Source organism: Siminovitchia fortis (assembly GCF_007681465.1).
GTDB classification, from domain to species: domain Bacteria; phylum Bacillota; class Bacilli; order Bacillales; family Bacillaceae_C; genus Siminovitchia; species Siminovitchia fortis.
Genome location: NZ_VEKZ01000055.1, coordinates 1 through 20,637, shown reverse-complemented (window position 1 = coordinate 20,637; position 20,637 = coordinate 1). Strand labels below are relative to the sequence as shown.

The 20,637-nt window shown below is 44.5% G+C and carries 23 protein-coding genes and 3 other annotated features; of the genes, 18 read left to right on the top strand and 5 right to left on the bottom strand.

Features of this window, described 5'->3' with window-relative positions; translation table 11 throughout:
• Positions 1 to 37 precede the first annotated feature (37 nt).
• The 3 genes from ytaF to FS666_RS15230 all read left to right on the top strand — a co-directional run bounded on the left by ytaF (position 38) and on the right by FS666_RS15230 (position 2,463).
• Positions 38 to 670, top strand: a complete 633-nt coding sequence (ytaF, locus tag FS666_RS15240; RefSeq protein ID WP_120075041.1) for a sporulation membrane protein YtaF — start codon at positions 38 to 40, stop codon at positions 668 to 670.
• A 17-nt stretch (positions 671 to 687) separates the two neighbouring features.
• Positions 688 to 1,290, top strand: a complete 603-nt coding sequence (gene coaE, locus FS666_RS15235; protein WP_120075043.1) for a dephospho-CoA kinase — start codon at positions 688 to 690, stop codon at positions 1,288 to 1,290.
• A 144-nt stretch (positions 1,291 to 1,434) separates the two neighbouring features.
• Complete coding sequence (locus tag FS666_RS15230; RefSeq protein ID WP_120075045.1) at positions 1,435 to 2,463, top strand: glyceraldehyde-3-phosphate dehydrogenase; 1,029 nt, start codon at positions 1,435 to 1,437, stop codon at positions 2,461 to 2,463.
• Between the two features lie 69 nt (positions 2,464 to 2,532).
• Here the strand turns inward: FS666_RS15230 and lepB are convergent, their stop codons facing one another.
• Complete coding sequence (gene lepB / locus FS666_RS15225) at positions 2,533 to 3,081, bottom strand: signal peptidase I (RefSeq protein ID WP_120075047.1); 549 nt, start codon at positions 3,079 to 3,081, stop codon at positions 2,533 to 2,535.
• Between the two features lie 182 nt (positions 3,082 to 3,263).
• Between lepB and nrdR the strand changes: the two genes are divergently transcribed.
• From nrdR to dnaI, 3 genes are read left to right on the top strand one after another with little or no spacing between them, the layout of a single operon-like run.
• Positions 3,264 to 3,719: a transcriptional regulator NrdR gene (gene nrdR / locus FS666_RS15220; RefSeq protein WP_120075049.1), complete on the top strand. Its 456-nt coding sequence runs from the start codon at positions 3,264 to 3,266 to the stop codon at positions 3,717 to 3,719.
• Positions 3,720 to 3,735: 16 nt separating this feature from the next.
• On the top strand, positions 3,736 to 5,169 hold the full coding sequence (locus tag FS666_RS15215; RefSeq protein ID WP_120075051.1) for a replication initiation and membrane attachment family protein: 1,434 nt from the start codon (positions 3,736 to 3,738) through the stop codon (positions 5,167 to 5,169).
• Positions 5,153 to 6,088, top strand: a complete 936-nt coding sequence (gene dnaI, locus FS666_RS15210) for a primosomal protein DnaI (RefSeq protein ID WP_144463127.1) — start codon at positions 5,153 to 5,155, stop codon at positions 6,086 to 6,088. Before FS666_RS15215 ends, dnaI begins: the two co-directional genes overlap by 17 nt.
• A gap of 56 nt (positions 6,089 to 6,144) precedes the next feature.
• On the opposite strand, the gene FS666_RS19885 is transcribed toward dnaI, so the two are convergent.
• Positions 6,145 to 6,306 carry a hypothetical protein gene (locus FS666_RS19885; protein ID WP_186306579.1) on the bottom strand — a complete coding sequence of 54 codons (162 nt, stop codon included), beginning with the start codon at positions 6,304 to 6,306 and terminating at the stop codon, positions 6,145 to 6,147.
• Between the two features lie 310 nt (positions 6,307 to 6,616).
• Here FS666_RS19885 and FS666_RS15205 point away from each other — a divergent pair, with 310 nt between their 5' ends.
• Positions 6,617 to 7,414 (top strand): putative sporulation protein YtxC, encoded by a 798-nt coding sequence (locus FS666_RS15205; RefSeq protein WP_186306578.1) that lies wholly within the window; start codon positions 6,617 to 6,619, stop codon positions 7,412 to 7,414.
• Positions 7,415 to 7,473: 59 nt separating this feature from the next.
• Positions 7,474 to 7,700, top strand: a binding site (T-box leader).
• A gap of 48 nt (positions 7,701 to 7,748) precedes the next feature.
• The gene (gene thrS, locus FS666_RS15200) at positions 7,749 to 9,698 is read left to right on the top strand and encodes a threonine--tRNA ligase (protein WP_120075055.1); all 1,950 of its coding nucleotides are present in this window, start codon (positions 7,749 to 7,751) and stop codon (positions 9,696 to 9,698) included.
• 286 nt (positions 9,699 to 9,984) lie between these two features.
• Here the strand turns inward: thrS and FS666_RS15195 are convergent, their stop codons facing one another.
• Positions 9,985 to 10,530 (bottom strand): YusW family protein, encoded by a 546-nt coding sequence (locus FS666_RS15195; protein ID WP_144463131.1) that lies wholly within the window; start codon positions 10,528 to 10,530, stop codon positions 9,985 to 9,987.
• Between the two features lie 188 nt (positions 10,531 to 10,718).
• Positions 10,719 to 10,855: a sequence feature (ribosomal protein L20 leader region), on the top strand.
• Between the two features lie 115 nt (positions 10,856 to 10,970).
• Here FS666_RS15195 and infC point away from each other — a divergent pair.
• The 4 genes from infC (at position 10,971) to FS666_RS15175 (ending at position 12,788) form a co-directional block, all read left to right on the top strand.
• Entirely contained in the window at positions 10,971 to 11,474 is a 504-nt protein-coding gene (infC, locus tag FS666_RS15190; RefSeq protein ID WP_120075059.1) for a translation initiation factor IF-3, read from the top strand.
• Between the two features lie 21 nt (positions 11,475 to 11,495).
• Positions 11,496 to 11,696, top strand: coding sequence for a 50S ribosomal protein L35 (gene rpmI / locus FS666_RS15185; RefSeq protein ID WP_120075061.1), 201 nt, complete (start codon positions 11,496 to 11,498; stop codon positions 11,694 to 11,696).
• A 26-nt stretch (positions 11,697 to 11,722) separates the two neighbouring features.
• A complete protein-coding gene (gene rplT, locus FS666_RS15180) occupies positions 11,723 to 12,076 on the top strand; it encodes a 50S ribosomal protein L20 (protein WP_120075063.1) in 354 nt (117 codons plus the stop codon).
• Positions 12,077 to 12,212: 136 nt separating this feature from the next.
• The gene (locus FS666_RS15175; protein WP_120075088.1) at positions 12,213 to 12,788 is read left to right on the top strand and encodes a TVP38/TMEM64 family protein; all 576 of its coding nucleotides are present in this window, start codon (positions 12,213 to 12,215) and stop codon (positions 12,786 to 12,788) included.
• Positions 12,789 to 12,896: 108 nt separating this feature from the next.
• Here FS666_RS15175 and FS666_RS15170 read toward each other — a convergent pair whose 3' ends face one another.
• Complete coding sequence (locus FS666_RS15170; RefSeq protein WP_144463133.1) at positions 12,897 to 13,295, bottom strand: sigma-w pathway protein ysdB; 399 nt, start codon at positions 13,293 to 13,295, stop codon at positions 12,897 to 12,899.
• 96 nt (positions 13,296 to 13,391) lie between these two features.
• Between FS666_RS15170 and FS666_RS15165 the strand changes: the two genes are divergently transcribed.
• The 3 genes from FS666_RS15165 (at position 13,392) to FS666_RS15155 (ending at position 15,541) form a co-directional block, all read left to right on the top strand.
• Positions 13,392 to 13,883 carry a dUTP diphosphatase gene (locus FS666_RS15165; protein WP_144463141.1) on the top strand — a complete coding sequence of 164 codons (492 nt, stop codon included), beginning with the start codon at positions 13,392 to 13,394 and terminating at the stop codon, positions 13,881 to 13,883.
• 82 nt (positions 13,884 to 13,965) lie between these two features.
• The gene (locus FS666_RS15160; protein ID WP_144463143.1) at positions 13,966 to 15,051 is read left to right on the top strand and encodes a M42 family metallopeptidase; all 1,086 of its coding nucleotides are present in this window, start codon (positions 13,966 to 13,968) and stop codon (positions 15,049 to 15,051) included.
• A 124-nt stretch (positions 15,052 to 15,175) separates the two neighbouring features.
• Positions 15,176 to 15,541 carry a VOC family protein gene (locus FS666_RS15155; protein ID WP_144463145.1) on the top strand — a complete coding sequence of 122 codons (366 nt, stop codon included), beginning with the start codon at positions 15,176 to 15,178 and terminating at the stop codon, positions 15,539 to 15,541.
• A gap of 85 nt (positions 15,542 to 15,626) precedes the next feature.
• On the opposite strand, the gene sspI is transcribed toward FS666_RS15155, so the two are convergent.
• On the bottom strand, positions 15,627 to 15,839 hold the full coding sequence (gene sspI, locus FS666_RS15150) for a small acid-soluble spore protein SspI (RefSeq protein ID WP_120075068.1): 213 nt from the start codon (positions 15,837 to 15,839) through the stop codon (positions 15,627 to 15,629).
• Between the two features lie 103 nt (positions 15,840 to 15,942).
• Between sspI and FS666_RS15145 the strand changes: the two genes are divergently transcribed.
• The 3 genes from FS666_RS15145 to pheT all read left to right on the top strand — a co-directional run bounded on the left by FS666_RS15145 (position 15,943) and on the right by pheT (position 20,530).
• Positions 15,943 to 16,701, top strand: coding sequence for a TrmH family RNA methyltransferase (locus tag FS666_RS15145; RefSeq protein WP_144463135.1), 759 nt, complete (start codon positions 15,943 to 15,945; stop codon positions 16,699 to 16,701).
• Between the two features lie 43 nt (positions 16,702 to 16,744).
• Positions 16,745 to 16,982 (top strand) — a binding site (T-box leader).
• Positions 16,983 to 17,060: 78 nt separating this feature from the next.
• Positions 17,061 to 18,098: a phenylalanine--tRNA ligase subunit alpha gene (pheS, locus tag FS666_RS15140; RefSeq protein WP_120075072.1), complete on the top strand. Its 1,038-nt coding sequence runs from the start codon at positions 17,061 to 17,063 to the stop codon at positions 18,096 to 18,098.
• Positions 18,099 to 18,115: 17 nt separating this feature from the next.
• Positions 18,116 to 20,530: a phenylalanine--tRNA ligase subunit beta gene (pheT, locus tag FS666_RS15135; protein WP_144463137.1), complete on the top strand. Its 2,415-nt coding sequence runs from the start codon at positions 18,116 to 18,118 to the stop codon at positions 20,528 to 20,530.
• The last annotated feature ends 107 nt before the right edge of the window (positions 20,531 to 20,637 follow it).

Sequence of the window (20,637 nt, the reverse complement as noted above, 5' to 3'; positions counted from 1 at the left end):
ATAATTTATCGCAATTTGAAGGGGAAGGAGCTTGCAGATGGGCTATATATTTTCGCTTTTATTATTAGCAATTGCCATCAGTCTTGACAGCTTTGGAGCCGGATTGGCGTATGGGTTGAGGAAAATTAAGATTCCTCTAAAGTCGATTATGATTATTGCATTTTGTACCGCTTTATCGCTTGGAACGGCCATGCTTTTCGGACAGCTGATCCAAGGGTTCCTGTCTCCTGTAGCCGCCAACCGAATCGGAGGGGCGATCCTTATTGCAATCGGCGGCTGGGTTATTCTTCAGTTTATCAGATCTGAAAAGGAACAGGCGGGCCATCAGGAGAAATTGGAGTTTAAATGGGAAATCAAATCGCTTGGAATTGTCATCCATATTTTAAAAAAACCGACCAGGGCCGACTTCGATTCTTCGGGAACGGTCACAGGAGTTGAAGCATTCATGCTTGGGGCGGCGTTGTCTCTTGATGCTTTCGGAGTGGGGATCGGTGCAGCGATGCTCGGGTTCAGCCCGATCATTTTATCCGGAGCGTCAGCCTTGATGGGCGGATTGTTTTTGTCTGCAGGCATCGCTTTTGGCGGATTATTTGCCCACATGCGCGCCATACAGAAATTCACCTTTTTTCCGGGTGTACTGTTGATAGTCATCGGACTTTTAAAAATGTAAACGAAAGAGGCAGGCAAATGGCTTTTATTGTAGGATTAACAGGAGGAATTGCAAGCGGGAAAAGCACGGTTTCCAAGCTTTTGGAAAAACGGGGCTTTGCCATTGTTGACGCAGATATTGCAGCAAGAAAAGTTGTGGAGCCGGGCGAAAGGGCATATATGGACATTGTTGAGGCGTTTGGCAGCAGAGTCCTTTTGGAAGACGGAACGCTTAATCGCGCCAAACTGGGTTCGATTGTTTTTCAAAACGAAGAAGAACGAAAGAAATTAAATGCCATCGTCCACCCTGCCGTCCGGAAAAAAATGAAGGATTGGCAGGAAGAAGCAATTGAATCCGGGAAACAGACCGTTATTCTTGATATTCCCCTCCTTTATGAAAGCAAATTAACCCATCTTGTTGAAAAAACAATTGTGGTCTTTGTCAATGAAGAGACCCAATTAAAAAGGTTGATGGAAAGAAATGCTTTTACAGAGAAAGAGGCGAAATCAAGAATCGCATCCCAAATGCCTTTACGGGAAAAAGTGGAATTGGCCGATGCGGTGATCGATAACAATGGGAGCATTGAAGAAACTGAAACGCAGCTGGACCAGCTGATTGAAAAATGGAAAATGAAACCTTGAACGGGAGCGAATGGGCGCTCCCTTTTTTGGTTATTTTAACGGTAAAAGTCATCATTTTGTTCTTTCTTTTTAACTTAAATATGTTATACTATTTACGATCATATGAAATTAAGTATAACACTATATAGGGGGATCCCGGTTATTATGAAGGCTAATGTAGCAATTAATGGATTTGGCCGTATCGGCCGCATGGTTTTTAGAAAAGCGATCATGGAAGACCGTTTTAATATTGTTGCGGTCAATGCAAGCTATCCTGCTGAAACACTTGCTCATTTAATCAAATATGATACAACCCACGGCACTTTTGATGCCGATGTAAAAGCTAAAGAAAACGCTTTGGTGGTAAATGGAAAAGAGATTAAATTGTTAAGCAGCCGAAATCCTTTGGAGCTTCCTTGGGGAGAGCTCGGTATCGATATCGTCATTGAGGCTACCGGAGTATTCAATTCCCGCGACAAAGCGGCAATGCATCTTGAGGCAGGAGCGAAAAAAGTTGTTTTGACTGCTCCCGGTAAAAACGAAGATGTAACGATCGTCATGGGAGTTAACGATGGTGATTTGAATATCGATAAGCATGACATCATTTCCAATGCATCTTGTACAACAAACTGCCTGGCACCTGTGGCAAAAGTGATTGACGATGCATTTGGCATTGAAAACGGTCTGATGACAACTGTCCATGCGTATACAAACGACCAAAAGAATCTCGATAACCCGCATAAAGATTTGCGCCGGGCACGTGCATGCGCCCAATCCATCATTCCTACAACAACAGGGGCGGCAAAAGCATTGTCACTTGTATTGCCTCATCTGAAAGGTAAATTGCATGGGATGGCACTGCGTGTACCGACACCTAACGTGTCACTCGTTGACCTTGTTGTAGATGTTAGACGTCCGGTAACAGTCCAGGATGTGAATAAAGCGTTTGAAACAGCTGCAAAGGGTCCGTTAAAAGGCATTTTGTCCTTTACGACTGAGCCGCTTGTTTCTATCGATTTCAATACTAATCCGAACTCAGCCATCATCGACGGCCTTTCAACCATTGTTATGGACGAAACTAAACTGAAAGTACTTGCATGGTATGACAACGAGTGGGGATACTCCTGCCGCGTAGTAGACCTTGTCTCCTATGTAGCATCATTGCTTGATAAAAAAGAAGCAAAAGCTGGTTAATGTCAAATAAATGAAGGGACAGATCCGCGGTGGGCCTGTCCCTTTTATATTTAGTTATATAGTTCAACACTATTTTGGCAAGCCGATCTCATTCAAGGGATAAAACCGGAATTTCACTTCGCCTATCACTGAGTCATATGAAATTAGACCGAATGTGCGGCTGTCCTTACTGTTTAAACGGTTGTCCCCCATTACAAACAGCATATTATCAGGGACTTTGCTTTTCCCCGTTTTCTCAAGCAGAGAAAAGTCTTCGGTGAGGCTGTTGCTTGGACTGATTCTTTTATTTTCATCTAAATAAGGTTCTTTATACGCCTTTCCATTTATATAAAGTACATCGTTTTTCACTTCAATGCTGTCTCCTGGCAGTCCGATCACACGCTTGATGTAATGTTCATTCTCAATATCTGGCGCATCGAATACAATCACATCAAATCGCTGAATTTTGGACGTTTTACTGATGACGACTTTATCGTGATCCAGGAAGGAGGGCGACATCGACTCTCCAAAAACAGTGATGGGCGAGAAAAGAAATTGCCTGCAAATAAACGCGAGGATGATCGCAACTATGAACGATTTGGCCCACGAAATCATTTCTTTTTTTGTATTTTCCTTCATGTCTTTCCCTCCAAAAAGCTTTTTTGATATATTTACTGTATACCATTTAAACAAATATCAACAGATGTTTTTTGAAAATTATTTTTCCAAATGCTATTTTACCGGGTTTGTTTTTCTCCTTTTTCTTTCCACTTCAATTGCTGTATAATGAGGAGAAGCACTCATGAACGGAGCTGAAGAAGATGAAATGCCCTTCATGCAAGCATAATGGCACGCGTGTCGTGGATTCTAGGCCGGCAGATGAATGGAGATCAATCAGAAGAAGGCGTGAATGTGAGCGGTGCTCCTATCGTTTCACAACTTTTGAGCGTGTGGAAGAGACGCCCCTGATCGTAATCAAAAAAGAGGGGACCCGCGAAGAGTTCAGCAGAGAGAAGATTTTGCGCGGTTTAATCCGGGCCTGTGAAAAAAGGCCGGTTGCATTGGAACAGTTGGAAACAATCACCAACGAGATTGAAAGTGAACTGCGAAACATGGGACAATCTGAAGTCAATTCGGAAGCAATCGGGGAAATGGTGATGGATAAACTTGCCAAAATCGATGAGGTCGCCTATGTCCGTTTTGCCTCGGTATACAGGCAGTTCAAAGATATCAATGTATTTTTGGATGAACTGAAAGATTTAATTAAAAAAGATTAGTGAGAGTGTGTTTGGCTTGAAACAATATTGGAACGAGGTCCAGCCTATAGATAGTTTTTATGCAGCGATGAATGGCCATATTTGCGACCACGACAAGAAAGTCATCTCCTTCTTGTATCAGCCTTTGATGGGAGTTAACTGCACGAATCTGTATACGACGCTGGCTTACATGGTTGAAGAAAATCGTCTATGGTCCGAAGAGTGGAACCATTATCATCTCATGGGGTTGCTGGGCTTGAATATGGATGATATTTACCATGCGCGTTTGAAGCTGGAAGGCATGGGGCTGCTGAAGACATTCCTCAAAGAATCGGACGGTCACAGGGTTTATATTTATGAACTGCAGCCCCCGCTGTCAGCGGAACAGTTCTTTACCGACGGCATGCTGAATATTTATTTATACCAAAAGCTCGGGCAAACCCATTTTCTTAAATTAAAGAGAGCTTTTTCCGATTCAGCCATTAATAAAGAAGAATTTGCAGATGTCACCCGCTCTTTTCAGGATGTCTATACGTCCATGAGCGTTCACGCGCTGAAAAACTTCGAGGGCCAGGAACACAGCTCGCCGGACCCGGACATGAGGTATATTCACCGCGAAAAGGCGGAACCGATACATATTTCCACAGATAGCTTTAATTTTGACCTGCTCCTATCCGGCCTGACCACTGCCATGGTTCCAAGAAAAGCTTTTACTTCAGCAGTCAAGGACACTATTACCAAACTTTCTTTCTTATATTCTATTAACGAAATCGATATGCAAAAAGTTGTCCTTTCAAGTATAACGCCAGACGATAAAATTGATTTGGACGAGTTGAGAAAGGCGGCACGTGACTGGTACCAGATGGAAAATGACGATCAGCTTCCGCAGCTGGTCAATCGCCGGCAGCCCGTCATGTACCGGGAGAGTGATGGTGCAGGTTTATCAAAGGAAAGCAAACTCATTTTTTATTTGGAGACGACTTCGCCGCGGCAGCTTTTAATTGATCTGTCCGAAGGGGCTCAGCCGGCCATGTCCGATTTGACAGCGGTGGAAGAAATCATGCTGGGCCAGCAGCTTGAACCGGGGGTCATGAATGTGCTGATCCATTATGTCATGTTGAAGACAGATATGAAACTGTCAAAGAATTATATGGAGAAGATTGCTTCACATTGGGCACGCAAAAAGATCAAGACGGTAAAAGCCGCCATGGAGCTTGCAAAAAATGAACATCGGCAATATCAGACGTGGGCAAATGAAAAGAATGAACGGAGTCAAAGGCGCAAAACGCCTATCCGTACCGAAAAGCTTCCGGACTGGTTCGTTCTTCAGGAACAGGAACAACCGGAAGTGAAAACAAAAACGGCAACCGTAAAACATGATCCTGACATGGAAGAAAGAAGGCGCAAGCTGGAAGCTATCCAAAGGAAGTATCGAAAAAATGGAGGTGAAAAAGGTGGAAAGCATCAATAAAACGATGCAAAGGCTGTACCAGGCACCTGAATTCCGGAAAAGATACGAAGATTTAAAGCAGGAAGTGCTGGAGAATCCCGATATTCAGGCTTTTTTAGAGGAAAATAAGCACGCAGTCACTGATCGGATGATTGAGACCAATTTAATGAAACTGTATGAATACAAGTCCCAGACGATTAATTGCAACGATTGCCCCGGCCTTTCCGGATGTATGAATATCATGAAGGGCTATGAGCCTTCACTTGTCATTGAAAGTAATAGAATTGACATTCATTACCGCCCATGCCCTGAAAAAATCCTGGATGACGAGCGGCGGAAAACAAGGAAGCTGATCGAAAGCTTCTACATGCCGAAAGATATTCTGAATGCTTCCTTTGCCGATTTTTCATTGGACAGTGAAGGCAGGCTGGATGCGTTTGAATACGCCGAGCGGTTTACGGCCGAGTACACACAAGGAAGCAGTATGAAAGGACTTTACCTGCACGGGGAATTTGGTGTCGGCAAATCCTATTTATTGGGGGCCATCGCCAACCAATTGGCGGAAAAAGGAATTTCATCGCTGATTGTGTATGTTCCGGAGTTTCTTCGGGAAATGAAACAGTCGCTTGGGGACCAGACATTGAATGAAAAACTGGAAACGGTGAAAAAAGCACATGTCCTTATGCTTGATGATATTGGTGCAGAAGCGATGTCGAGCTGGACCAGAGATGAAATTTTGGGCTCGATCATGCAATATAGGATGCACGATCAGCTTCCCACCTTTTTTACATCGAACTTTGATTACAGCGGTTTGGAACATCATTTGACCTATACGCAAAGAGGGGAAGAGGAAAAAATGAAAGCACGGCGATTGATGGAGAGAATCAAATTCCTTTCCCTTCCCGTCAAATTGGGCGGGCCGAATCGGAGACATTTTTAAAAGTTCGGCGACGGACAGGATGTCCTAGTGCCGCCGACGCCACAGGATGTGGCGGTTTAAGGCGGCCAGCGCTTGTCGCCCCTAAGCGGGCCGCCCTTCGCTTTTCCATTGTCCAGCTCCGGGCGGCAGGGGCTCGAGGTCGCTTCGGAAAAACCAATGAAGGCAAAGAACGCTTTCAAAGGTTTTTCCTGCACCGCTTGTCGCCGATAAGCAGGCACTCTCCGCCTTTCCTTATCCTTTATCTCGTCAGGAATCGTCCAGTCTGTACGTCGCTAAACGAGCGCCTCCGCTTTTCCATTGTCCAGCTCCGGGCGGCAGGGGCTCGAGGTCGCTTCGAAAAAAACAATGAAGGCAAAGAACGCCTTCACTGTTTTTTTCTCCAGCGCTTGTCGCCCCTGAGCGGCCGCCCTCCGCTTTTCCAAGTACCCTCAAATGGGTACTTTTTTCATGTCCAAGGCATAGCCGGGACGTGCCCCCCATATACATGAATCAACGGTATGAATGTGTAAGCCAAAGGAGGGGCCCGGCATGGATATCATCCTTTTATGTGAAGAAGAAGCTGTTCAGCTGCAAACTTTTTTTCTTAAACACGGCTTGAAAGAGCCATTTGCAAAACAACAGGATGCTTTTGTTTTTTCATTGCCTGATAAAGAATACTATATGGATATGCTTGCCTATTTCATCATTCATGTGAAAAGAGGCGAATTCCTTCATAAGATACTTTCCAAAAAATTTTATTATGAAAATGAGGAAGAATGCGAGCAAATTATTGAGATTGTATCTGAAATGTGCAGCGGAAAGAGGGAAGAATTAACCGCATTGGCAGGAAAAATAAATGAATTTGAACTGGTCAGGAATGCAGTGGGGTCTCTTCTGGACTCATCAACTTCTGTACTATTTGATTCCCTTTGGACTTTCAGGCTAAAAAAATATCAGGAGACATTGATCCGATATTTGCATGTGGCCATTGATGAATACAAGATGGAGCAGGAATATCAGATGTTCATTAATATGCTGAGGGAATATTTAAAGGACCGTACGCCAATAAAGAAAATGGTGCATCTTTTAATTGATGATGAAATAACATTTTATGATGAGCATTTTCACGCCATGGAAAAAAAGCAAGTCATAGACATGGTTGACCGCCGCCTGCTTGCGATTCATCCTGTATATATCGATTCAGCCGTCATTGCACCGCTTTTATCCATGGCTCCTGAAAAAATAATTCTTTATACTCCTTACGAGGAGAAGCCGCTTGTCAGGACCCTTGTCAACATTTTTGAAGAGAGAATGGTCATCCTTCCTCCGGTCCAGAAAACCAAATAAATGAATCCTCTTGATTTTCCGCAAGCAACATTCTATAATACGTACATAATCAAATGAACCTAACAGTTATGACAAGGACAAGAGTATTCTTTTACGGTTTACAGAGAGGGAAGGCCAGCTGAAAGCTTCCTAACACGATTTGAATACTTACCGCCTTCGAACTCCGGCCATGAAATGTTAAGTAGTGGGCGGCGGACCAAATCCGTTATTTATTCTAAGTCATGAGACGGCCAAGCCGTTTTGTGAAAATTAGGGTGGAACCACGTGCTCAAAACTCGTCCCTTTCCCAGGGGCGGGTTTTTTATTTTAAATAAAAGAAGAAGGAGTAGATTGCATGTCTGAACAAATACAAATCACTTTTCCAGATGAGTCCGTCAAGGAGTTTCCTTTGGGGACTACAACGGAAGAGATTGCAGCTTCCATCAGCCCGGGTTTAAAGAAAAGTGCTGTTGCCGGAAAATTGAACGGCAAAATGATTGACCTGAGAACTCCCATCCACGAGGATTGCTCCATTGAAATCATTACTCCCGGAAGCGAAGAAGCCCTTGAAGTGCTTCGCCACAGTACAGCCCATTTAATGGCGCAGGCAGTATCAAGGCTTTATCCCGGTGTGAAGCTTGGTGTCGGGCCGGTCATTGAAAACGGATTTTATTACGATATGGATATGGAGCATTCTTTGACACCGGATGATTTGCCTGTCATTGAGAAAGAAATGAAAAAAATCATCAATGAAAACTTGGAAATCGTTCGGAAAGAGGTTACAAGGGATGAAGCGAAAAAGCTGTTCGCACATGATGAGTATAAGCAGGAACTGATTGATGCCATTCCCGCGGATGAAAAAGTGACAATCTACGAGCAAGGGGAGTTTTACGATTTATGCCGCGGCGTCCATGTCCCTTCTACCGGCAAAATCAAGTTTTTTAAATTGTTGAGCATTGCCGGTGCCTACTGGCGCGGGGACAGCAACAATAAAATGCTGCAGCGCGTATATGGAACTGCATTTTTTAAGAAAAGCGATCTTGAAGAGCATCTGAAAATGCTGGAGGAAGCGAAAGAGCGCGATCACCGCAAGCTTGGAAAAGAGCTTGGCCTGTTTACAAATTCACAAAAAGTGGGGCAGGGGCTCCCGCTTTGGCTTCCAAAAGGCGCTACAATCCGCAGGGTCATTGAGCGCTATATTGTGGATAAAGAAGTGGAGCTTGGCTACGATCATGTATATACTCCGGTTTTGGGAAGTGTCGACTTGTATAAAACAAGTGGACACTGGGACCATTATCAAGAGAATATGTTTCCTATCATGGACATGGACAATGAACAGCTTGTATTGCGTCCGATGAACTGCCCGCACCATATGATGGTGTATAAAAACGAAATTCACAGCTATCGTGAATTGCCGATCAGGATTGCAGAGCTTGGCACAATGCACCGCTATGAAATGTCCGGAGCATTGTCAGGACTCCAGCGTGTCCGCGGCATGACACTAAATGATGCTCATATTTTTGTCCGGCCTGATCAAATTAAAGACGAGTTCATCCGGGTAGTGCAGCTGATTGAAGAAGTGTACCGTGATTTTGGTATTGACGATTATTCATTCCGCCTTTCCTACCGTGATCCTGAAGATAAAGAGAAATACTATGATGATGATGAAATGTGGGAAAGAGCGCAATCCATGCTCAAAGCAGCCATGGATGAAATGAAGCTGGATTATTATGAGGCTGACGGGGAAGCGGCGTTCTACGGACCGAAGCTTGATGTCCAGGTGAAGACGGCCCTTGGCAAGGAGGAAACATTGTCAACTGTACAGTTGGACTTCCTGCTTCCTGAAAAACTTGATTTGACATATGTCGGCGAAGACGGCAAGCAGCACCGCCCGGTTGTCATTCACCGTGGAGTCGTTTCGACAATGGAACGGTTTGTCGCCTTTTTGATCGAGGAATACAAAGGGGCATTCCCAACATGGCTGGCTCCGGTCCAGGTCCAGGTGATCCCTGTATCTCCGGATGCGCATTTCGATTATGCCAAACTCGTCACTGACAAACTGAAAGCAAGTGGTTTACGTGTGGAAATGGATAAGCGCGATGAGAAAATCGGCTATAAAATCCGTGAAGCACAAATGCAGAAAATCCCTTACATGCTGGTCGTCGGAGACAACGAAGTCGAAGCCGAAGCAGTCAACGTGAGAAAATACGGAGAGAAGAAGACCGAAACAGTCCCATTGAAAGAATTCATCAACCGTATCCTGGAAGAAGCCGGGGGACAGTCCCTTAATGAGGTAACGCGTTAAAGCGGCGGGGGACAATCCCCATTAGAAAAGCGCAAGCGCCTTGCCCATCGACGCACAGACTGGAGTGCCTCCGACGAGATAAAGGAAACACGGCGAGGAACGAGCCGATGTTGACTTATCGTAGGAGGAGGCGCGAAGTCTGCTAGTCGATAGGCGCTGGAGCTAGACAACAAAAGGCTTTGTTCAAAATTTTAAAGCTAAAACATCTTATGCTTTCTTACTCAGTAAAAAATCAGGTGAAGAAGAACAGTTTCGTTTTTCTTCACCTGATTTGTTTTAAGACATCCTATTTTCTATCCTCAAATTCTTTTTTCGTTCCGTTTTTCATCGTATAGTCCAGTTCGAATTTTGTATAGTTGTCATCAAGCTGGAATGTGTCAAGGATTTGCTGGATGGCGTCTTCCTTTGTTGTGTTTTCATCGATTCTTACGTCTTGCATTAATGTGTATAATGTCTGGAATGCTTCTATTCCTTTAAGCTTCTTATCATGCACAGAGTCATTCAATTCCGCCCGGTAAGAGCCAGAACCGGCATCCTTTTCTTCATATTCAAAATCATACTCCATGTCTGGGGCATAGTCGATTTCCAAATCGAATTTCGTATATGGGAAATTGTCCATAAGCTTTTTGGCGTTCATATCCTGGACATTTCCGTCATCGGATTTGTTGCCGCTGTCTTCTTTGTTGATCTGATCGTCATTCGTTGTTGCATTTTCATTTGGCGGCGGGACTACCTGCTCCTTTGGATGGTTATCCACGGATGGATCGTTTGAGCAAGCGGCCAATCCAATAGCGAACAGGGGTATCGAAATGGAATAGATCCATTTTTTCATATGAGTGAGCCTCCTTGTAACTTGACCTATCTATATAAAGTTTTTCCCGATCCTTGAAAAATAAACATTGCGGGCTGGACATAAATTTGGTATGATTAACAACGTTGTTATCACAAGGCTTCAAATGCCTGTCATTTGACAAATTTATGTAGCCATGGTAAACTAATAGAGGTTAATCGAATACTTGTTTGTGTAAGAAGGAGCTGCCCGCTTCTCGCCTGATTGACGCATCCATGCTGTTGACAGGTTATGAATGTATAGCAATTATCCATACGTTATGTATGATTAAGTGCGGGCCCTTTGCGGCCCGCATTTTTTATGGACCAGACTTGATAAAGATAGGCGAAAAGACTCATAGGACCGGAATAGATCAGCCCTATTTTTACTCAAACTCAGTATTCTTGAAAATACCTTGGAGGTGGCTAACTATTAGCAAAGATATGTTTGTGAATGAAGGCATTCGTGCCCGTGAACTTCGTCTCATTGACCAAAATGGTGAACAGGCGGGTGTCAAAACCCGCAATGAAGCGCTGGATATCGCTGCGCGTGCAAACCTTGATCTTGTATTGGTGGCGCCGAACGCAAAACCCCCGGTGGCCAGAATCATGGATTATGGGAAATATCGTTTTGAACAGCAGAAGAGAGAGAAAGAAGCGCGCAAAAACCAAAAAGTGATCAACGTGAAGGAAGTTCGTTTGAGTCCAACAATTGATGAGCACGATTTTAATACAAAGCTCCGCAATGGACGCAAATTCCTTGAAAAAGGAAACAAAGTGAAGGCATCCATCCGCTTTAGGGGACGTGCCATCACTCATAAAGAAATCGGCCAGAAAGTACTGACACGTTTTGCCGATGAATGCAAAGACTTGGCGACTGTCGAGTCCAGGCCACGAATGGACGGCAGAAGCATGTTCCTTGTACTCGCACCGATCAATGAAAAGTAATGTTTTGAGGAGGAAATTCATATGCCAAAAATGAAAACACACCGCGGCGCAGCGAAACGTTTTAAAAAGACTGCCTCCGGCAAATTGAAACGTTCACATGCTTATACAAGCCACTTGGCCGCCAATAAATCCACGAAACAAAAGCGGAAACTCCGCAAGTCGGCAATCGTCTCTAAAGGAGACTTCCGCAGAATTCGGCACTTGCTTGATAATATTAAATAATTAGGGAGCATTAGGAGGGAAATAATATGCCACGCGTAAAAGGCGGAACAGTTACCCGCAGACGTCGTAAGAAAGTTTTAAAATTAGCAAAAGGTTATTATGGTTCCAAACATACATTATATAAAACTGCCAACCAGCAGGTAATGAAATCTTATATGTATGCTTATCGTGACCGCCGCAACAAGAAACGTGACTTCCGCAAACTTTGGATTACACGTATCAACGCGGCAGCGCGCATGAACGGCCTTTCTTACAGCCGTTTGATGCACGGCTTGAAAGTTGCCGGCATCGAAGTAAACCGCAAAATGCTTGCAGACCTTGCTGTTTCTGATGAAAAAGCATTTGCAGAACTTGCAGACAAAGCAAAAGCTGCACTTTAATATCAAAAACCGTTTCCAAAATGGGCAGAATAAAAAGCAGCCATTCTTCATAGGTGAGAATGGCTGCTTATTTATTTGCCCAGTCATAACGGACTTCGTCTTAAAATACATATATATAGGAAAGCAGGTGATCATCATGGATGAGCAGTTGTTAATCATGCTTTCGATTATGCAGGGCAGCGGAATTCTTGCACCGGTGCTATTTATTCTGTTCCACGTTGTCAGGCAATTCATGTTCATACCGGTTGCGTTCGTCTGCATGGCAGGCGGGATGCTTTTCGGCAGTATCCTTGGAACAGTCTATTCAATGGCGGGACTGCTACTACTATCCGCTCTTTTTTATTTTATCATCAGAAGGATTCCCCGAACTCATCAAAAGTTAATGAACATCAAGCATAAATGGTTTGGGGCACATACGAAAATGACTGTTGGCCAGATCGCCGTATTGCGCTTGATCCCATTCTTTCATTATCAACTGCTGAACCTCTGTCTCCTGGAAAGAAGACCTGACTTCAGGGGGTTTATGAAAGGATCTGTAGCAACGAACATTCCTTTGGCATTCTTTTACACTGTATTTGGAGAATACATTACCCAGTTTTCCCCGGGAATCGGAGTCCTAATAGTTCTGGCCCTATTCATCCTGTTCTATATGCTTCGTGAAAAAATTGTCACAGTCAAATGGCATGACTTTTTTTCACACAAATCACTTTGACGCACCAACCCTTAAAAGTCCAAGCTAAACCTTCTGATCACTGATTTCAAGGCATCTTCTGCATTGAACAAGCCCCTTCTTTTTGTGGCATGACTCCTTTGAGGATTTTTACTTTTCATTATTCCTATTTTTCTCCATCAATTCTTTGATAGGGCTTTTCCAGTCAATGACCGCTTTGGGATATCGAAGTTTCACTTCATTTTCAATAAATCTGAAATCCTCGTAGCCGAGTCCCTGCAGCAAGTCATTGTTATGCGGGAAAATGAAAATGGAAACGACTTCAAAGGCGCGGTCCGTTGTACCCAGATATTTTTCCCCTTCAAACATAACGCCTTCATAAGTGACCAAAAAGTTTTTCCTGATATTATCCGGGTTATCATAAAAGAAGAAGCGCTTCTGTTCATGGGCACTTTCCAATTTCCTCTTTGGATCCAGTATAAATTTGACAGCTATATAAAAGAGATAAATAATTAAAGCCAAAATGACGAGTCTAAATAATAAGATCATGATGAGACCTCCAATACATAATCTATTAACCATACGGACAAACGCGATAAAAGGTTTCAACTTTGTTATAATTTTTTCATGGAGGATTGATAAATGATGACAATACAGGAATGTTTTGCCATGCAGCATGAATTGGACCGGTACATCGAAAAGGAACACGGGCTGCAAGGAGAAGATTTATTTGAAAAAAAGATTTTGGCTTTGCTCGTAGAAGTCGGTGAATTGGCGAACGAAACGAGATGCTTTAAGTTTTGGAGCAAAAAGCCCCCGTCCGCGCATGAGGATATTTTGGAAGAGTTTGTGGACGGCGTCCATTTCATTTTATCCCTTGGACTGGATCTTGGCTTTTCAGATCGCGAATATTCTCTCGTTTCCCAGGAAGCCAACGAAGATTTGGACCGCAGCTTTTTAAAGATTTACAGGCTGGTCAATGATTTCCGCCAGTCTAAAGATGCCGAGGATTTCGAGGAGCTTTTCCGGCAGTATATTATTCTGGGCCAGACGCTTGGCTTTACCCTTGATGAAGTACAGGAAGCCTATAAAAAGAAGAACGAAGTGAATTTCAAACGCCAGCAAAACGGTTATTGAGCCGGACGGCGATTTCTTTGTGATAGCTTCCATTTTTGAGTATAATGAAAAAAGGAAAAATTTTCAAAAGCGAGGGATGATGATGCAAAATCTCGATGACACTTTATCGATGTTAAAAGATTTGACAGATGCTAAGGGAATTCCGGGGAATGAGCAAGAGCCGCGCAGCATCATGAAAAAGTACATAGAGCCGTACGCCGACGAGATTGAAACGGATGGACTGGGAAGTTTGATCGCAAAAAAATCGGGGGATACAAACGGACCAAAAATTATGGTGGCCGGGCATTTGGATGAAGTTGGATTCATGATTACACAAATCGATGACAAGGGATTCCTTCGCTTTCAAACGGTCGGCGGCTGGTGGAATCAGGTCATGCTGGCCCAGCGGGTGACGATTGTTACGGAAAAGGGTGAAATTACAGGCGTCATTGGTTCCAAGCCTCCGCATATTTTATCTGCGGAAGCACGGAAAAAGCCGGTGGAAATCAAAGATATGTTCATTGATATCGGAGCATCAAGCAAGGAAGAAGCGAGAGAATGGGGAGTCCGCCCTGGTGACATGGCAGTTCCTTACTTTGAATTCACCGTCATGAACAATGAAAAAATGCTCCTTGCTAAAGCTTGGGACAATCGGATCGGCTGCGCCATCGCCATTGATGTCCTAAAAAATTTAAAAGGCGAAAATCACCCCAATACCGTATATGGTGTAGGTACTGTGCAGGAAGAGGTCGGCTTGAGGGGAGCCAAGACAGCCGCTAATAAAATCATGCCGGACATTGCTATTGCCGTGGATGTCGGTGTTGCTGGAGATACTCCGGGCATCTCCGAGAAAGAGGCGCAGGCAAAAATGGGGGAAGGTCCCCAAATCATGTTGTATGATGCTTCAATGGTTTCCCATAAAGGCCTGCGTGATTTCGTAACAGGAATCGCGGACGAATTGGACATTCCTTATCAGTTTGATGTCATGGCGGGCGGTGGAACCGATGCAGGCTCCACACATCTGGCTGGCGAAGGGGCTCCATCATTGGCCATTACGATCGCAACACGTTACATCCACACCCATGCAGCACTATTGCACCGTGATGACTATGAAAATGCGGTTAAACTTATTACTGAAGTGGTAAGACGGCTGGATAAAGAAGCAGTGGAAAAAATCATATTTGATTAACGAACGGAAAAAAAGTACATCACCTCAATAGTGGTGTACTTTTTACCATTCTTTGAGGGGAGACGCAATGCTGCGGTTTCCGTTTTAACGTCTTGAATATTTTTTTATTAGGGGGGAGATCATGATGATTCTCGGACTGCATCACGCACAAATTACTATTCCGAAGGGTGCAGAGAAGGAAGGAAAAAATTTTTACTGCGGCATATTGGGCTTGGTTGAAATAGAAAAGCCCGAAACACTAAAGGGACGAGGGGGATTTTGGTTAAAAGTTGGCTGTAAAGAAGTGCATGTAGGAACAGAAGATGGCATTGAAAGGACAAAAACAAAAGCCCACTTAGCCTACCAAGTTGAAGATGTCTCGTTTTGGAGGAAGAGATTGGTGGAAAATGGAATAAAAATAATTGAGTCAGTACCAATATCAAACTTTGAACGTTTTGAGTTTAGGGATCCATTTGGCAATAGGGTGGAGATGATTCAAGAGATTCAATGACAGAAAAATACTCACAACAGATGGCTATAGGGATTTTTGGGTAACGGTGAAAAAACCAAAAAAAAGCGGACGGTCACGCCGCCGCTTATGTTTGTTTTAATCCATTTTCCAGTGTATCAAGCATCATGCCTTTCTCCTGCTCATCTGCGTTCTGCCAGATCACTTCGAAAAGCACGCCCAATCCGGGCAAATATTTTTCCTCGCCTTTTTGCATGGCATCCACAATTGTGTCGCGTAATTGGTCTTGATTGTTTTCAGAAACATTATGAATAACGGCTCTTCTAATATTAATATCCATTCATCTTGGCTCCTTTTCAAAAGATTCTTCCGTTAGCTTTTCGCAAATTAGCTGAATTATGTATAATGAAAAAAGAATTGTCCCGAAAGGAATTGCATGATAAATGGAAGAACTTAAATCCGCGAAAAATGCGCGGGTCAAAGAATGGAAAAAGCTGCTTACAAAAAAAGGACGGGACCAATCCGGCAATTATATGCTGGAAGGGGCCCATTTAATTGAAGAAGCATTGAAATCGGATGATATTATTGAGATCATGGTCCAAAATAATTTTACAGCCATCGAGATTGAACAGCTAAGGAAGTTTCCGGTGACATTGATCTCTCCGGAAATAAGCCAAGCCATCTCAGCAACCGAAACGCCCCAGGGGATTTTTGCGGCTTGCAAAAAAAGATCTGCTGGAGTAAATCCGGCTGTCCATCGGAAACTGCTCCTTCTTGACGGGGTGCAGGATCCCGGGAATATTGGAACGATGATCCGGACGGCGGATGCGGCAGGAATCGATGCAGTCATCTTTGGAGAAGGAACCGGTGATCTTTATAACCCGAAGGTGATCCGTTCGGCCCAGGGAAGCCATTTTCATTTGCAGACGGAAACCGGAAGCTTAACGGAATGGATACAAAAATTAAAATCAGCGGATATTCCGGTTTACGGAACTGCCCTGGAAAATGCGTCACCTTTTACAGAGGTTACTCCTACAGATTCATTCGCTTTAATTGTAGGCAATGAAGGAGCAGGAGTGGACCCTGCAAATCTTCGGCAGACCGATCAAAACCTATATATTCCGCTCTACGGGAAAAGTGAATCTCTCAATGTGGCAGTAGCTGCCGGCATATTGCTTTACCATTTGCGAAAACCGATTTGAAATTATTGCTGTAAACGACTATAATGTGAATATCTTAATATCGTAAACGACGATGATGGAGAAAAGTAGCCGGAAGACGCTTACAGGGAGAAAGTGCCTTGACTGCAAGCACTTTTAGTTGGGAATCCGGGTGAAGTTCACCTCCTGAGTCGGCATCGGGACCGTCATTGCAGGTTTTATCTGTAATTTCGTAAAGATGCGCCGGCCTTGCCGTTATGACAATGAAGTGAACATGAAAATGTTTATAAGGGTGGTACCGCGACCATAGCCTCGTCCCTTTTTTGGGAGCGGGCTTTTTTTATTGTCTAAGTTTAGGCATGCCATAACTTTGATTGGATTAAATGAAGGAGGATATATAAATGGAGCAAAAGTTAAAAGAACTGGAAATGAAAGCTCTTGAAGAAGTCAAGGCTGCTTCCGGCTTAAAAGAGTTGAATCAGGTCCGCGTCTCTTATCTTGGAAAAAAAGGACCGATTACCGAAGTATTGCGAGGCATGGGTAAACTGTCAGCGGAAGAGCGGCCAAAAATGGGAGCTCTCGCCAATATGATCAGAGAAACGATTACAAAGGCGATTGAAAATAAGAATGTGGAACTTGAAAATGAAGCGGTTGCCAAGAAGCTGGAAGCAGAAACGATTGATGTGACGCTTCCAGGAAGGCCGGTCTCAACAGGCAACCGCCATCCGCTTACAAAAATTATCGAAGAGATCGAGGATCTGTTCATCGGGATGGGATATAAAGTAGCGGAAGGCCCTGAAGTTGAGCACGATTACTATAACTTCGAAGCTTTGAATTTGCCGAAAGGGCATCCGGCCCGCGACATGCAGGATTCCTTTTACATCACTGAGGAAATTTTAATGCGTACGCATACATCGCCGGTTCAGGCCAGAACAATGGAGAAGCATGAAGGAAAAGGGCCTGTTAAAATCATCTGTCCGGGAAAAGTGTATCGGCGCGACAATGACGATGCCACACACTCCCATCAGTTCATGCAGATTGAAGGCCTTGTCGTCGATGAGAATATCACAATGGGGGATTTGAAAGGGACGCTTGAAGTATTCGCGAAAAAGATTTTCGGTGCCGACCGTGAAATTCGTTTGCGCCCAAGCTTCTTCCCGTTTACAGAGCCTTCAGTGGAAATGGACATTTCCTGCAAAATTTGCCGCGGCAACGGCTGCCGGGTATGTAAACAAACTGGCTGGATTGAAGTGTTGGGTGCGGGCATGGTCCATCCGAACGTTCTGGAAATGGCGGGATTTGATTCAAAGAAATATACAGGCTTCGCTTTCGGAATGGGGCCTGACCGCATCGCTATGCTGAAATACGGAATTGACGACATTCGCCACTTCTATACGAATGATATCCGGTTCCTTAAACAATTTGCAGTTCAAGAATAATTCGGGAGGTTAAACACATGTTGGTTTCATATAAATGGCTGCAGGATTATGTCAATTTAAATGGTATTTCCGCAGCTGAATTGGCTGAAAAAATAACAAGAAGCGGTATTGAAGTTGATGGAGTTGAAAAATTAAGCGATGGGGTAAAGGGTGTAGTTGTCGGGGAAGTCCTTGATTGCACCCAGCATCCCCAAGCCGATAAATTGAAAGTGTGTAAGGTGGATATTGGTGAGGGAGAGCCCGTCCAAATCATTTGCGGGGCGCCAAACGTCGCCAAAGGCCAAAAGGTGCCTGTCGCGAAAGCCGGCGCTGTTCTTCCAGGCAATTTTAAAATAAAAAGAGCCAAACTCCGCGGCGAGGAGTCAAACGGAATGATCTGCTCACTCCAGGAGCTTGGCATTGAAGGGAAGCTCGTTCCGAAAGAATTTGCCGACGGAATTTATGTATTTCCTGCAGATGTAAAAGTCGGTTCCGATGCTTTGGCGTTATTAAACATGGACGATGAAGTGCTGGAGCTTGATCTGACGCCTAACCGTGCGGATGCGCTCAGCATGATCGGCGTTGCCTATGAAACTGCAGCCATTTTGAATGAATCAGTCCAGTTGCCGGAAATTTCCTGTGAAGCTTCTGAAGAGAAAGCTTCCGACTATATTTCCGTAAAAGTGGAAGCTCCAAAGGAAAACCCGCTTTATACGGCAAAGATTATAAAAAATGTACAAATCGGACCTTCCCCTCTTTGGATGCAGGGACGCCTGATGTCAGCGGGCATTCGGCCCCATAATAATGTCGTCGATATCACGAACTATATTTTGCTTGAATACGGCCAGCCTCTTCATGCTTTCGACTATGACCGGTTCGGTTCAAAGGAAGTGGTCATCCGCCTGGCGAAAGAAGGGGAAAAAATCACAACGCTAGATGACACTGAGCGTACGTTAACTTCCGAGCAGCTTGTCATCACAAATGGAACTGTTCCAGTTGCACTCGCAGGTGTGATGGGCGGAGCGGATTCAGAGGTAAGCGATGATACGACAACGATTCTTCTGGAGTCTGCTTATTTTACAGGCGGATCGGTACGGAGCACGTCAAAATATCATGGCTTGAGAAGCGAAGCAAGCAGCCGCTATGAAAAAGGCGTCGATCCGAACAGAGTGAGGCCGGCAGCTGAGCGCGCCGCTCAGCTGATTGCAAAATATGCCGGCGGGGAAGTGCTGGAAGGGCTTGTGGAAGATGATCATTTGACAATCGAGCCTGCGGTTGTATCCATTACTTTGGAAAAAATTAACCGTGTTCTCGGAACTGACATCACTTCAGCGGAAGTTGTGAAGATTTTTGAAAGGCTGCAATTCGAAGCAGCGGTTGAAGAAGATGTTTTTACTGTAACTGTCCCGACCCGCAGGGGAGACATTACGATCGAAGAGGATCTGATTGAAGAGGTTGCACGCCTCTACGGCTATGACCGTCTTCCGAAAACATTGCCCAGCGGAGCAGCAACACCGGGCGGTTTGAGCAAGATTCAAGAAAAGCGTAGAACAGCTAGGGGCTTCCTGGAAGGAGCCGGCTTGTACCAGGCGATCACCTACTCTTTGACAAGCGAAGAAAAGGCGTCCATGTTTTCAATTGAAAAACGTCCGCCTGTCACTTTGTCAATGCCGATGAGCGAGGAACGGAGCCGCCTGAGATTAAGCCTTGTTCCGCAGATGCTTGAAGCGATCTCTTATAATGTGGCCAGGAAAAATGAATCAGTTGCCCTTTACGAAATCGGTTCTGTCTTTTTAAACGAAGGTGAAGGTAAGCAGCCAGAAGAACGGGAGCATATTGCTGGAGCTGTTACAGGCTTGTGGGTGGATCATGCCTGGCAGGGAGAGAAAAAGCCGGTTGACTTTTATGTAGTCAAAGGAATTTTGGAAGGCCTGTTCAGGAAGCTGGGACTTGAAGAACGTATCTCCTGGCAGGCTGTCCAAATGGATGGCATGCATCCAGGACGAACGGCGGAGGTCTTATTGGATGAAGAAGTTATAGGATTTGCCGGACAGGTTCATCCCAACTTGCAAAAGGACCTTGACCTGAAGGAAACCTATGTATTTGAAATCCAGGCTGGACCAGTTTTTGATTACGAGCTTCCTGAATTGCGCTATGTTCCAATCCCACGTTATCCGTCGATTGCACGGGATATTGCACTCGTCGTGGATAAGGATGTCCATGCAGCTGCGCTTGAATCCATCATCAAGGATTCCGGCAGAAAACTGCTGAGGGAAGTCCATGTGTTCGACCTATATGAAGGAAAGAATATGGAAGAAGGCAAAAAATCCATCGCCTTCTCGTTGACCTACGCCGATCCTGAAAGGACACTTACGGATGAGGAAGTTACAAAGACCCATGAAAAAGTGTTGGCTGCACTGAAAGAAAAAGCTGGTGCCGAGCTGCGCAGTTAATAGGAAAAGCGCAAGTGCCCGTTTAGCGACGTACAAACTGGAGTCCTCCGCAATGAGATAAAGGAAACACGGCGAGGTACGAGCCGATGTTGACTTATCGTAGTGCT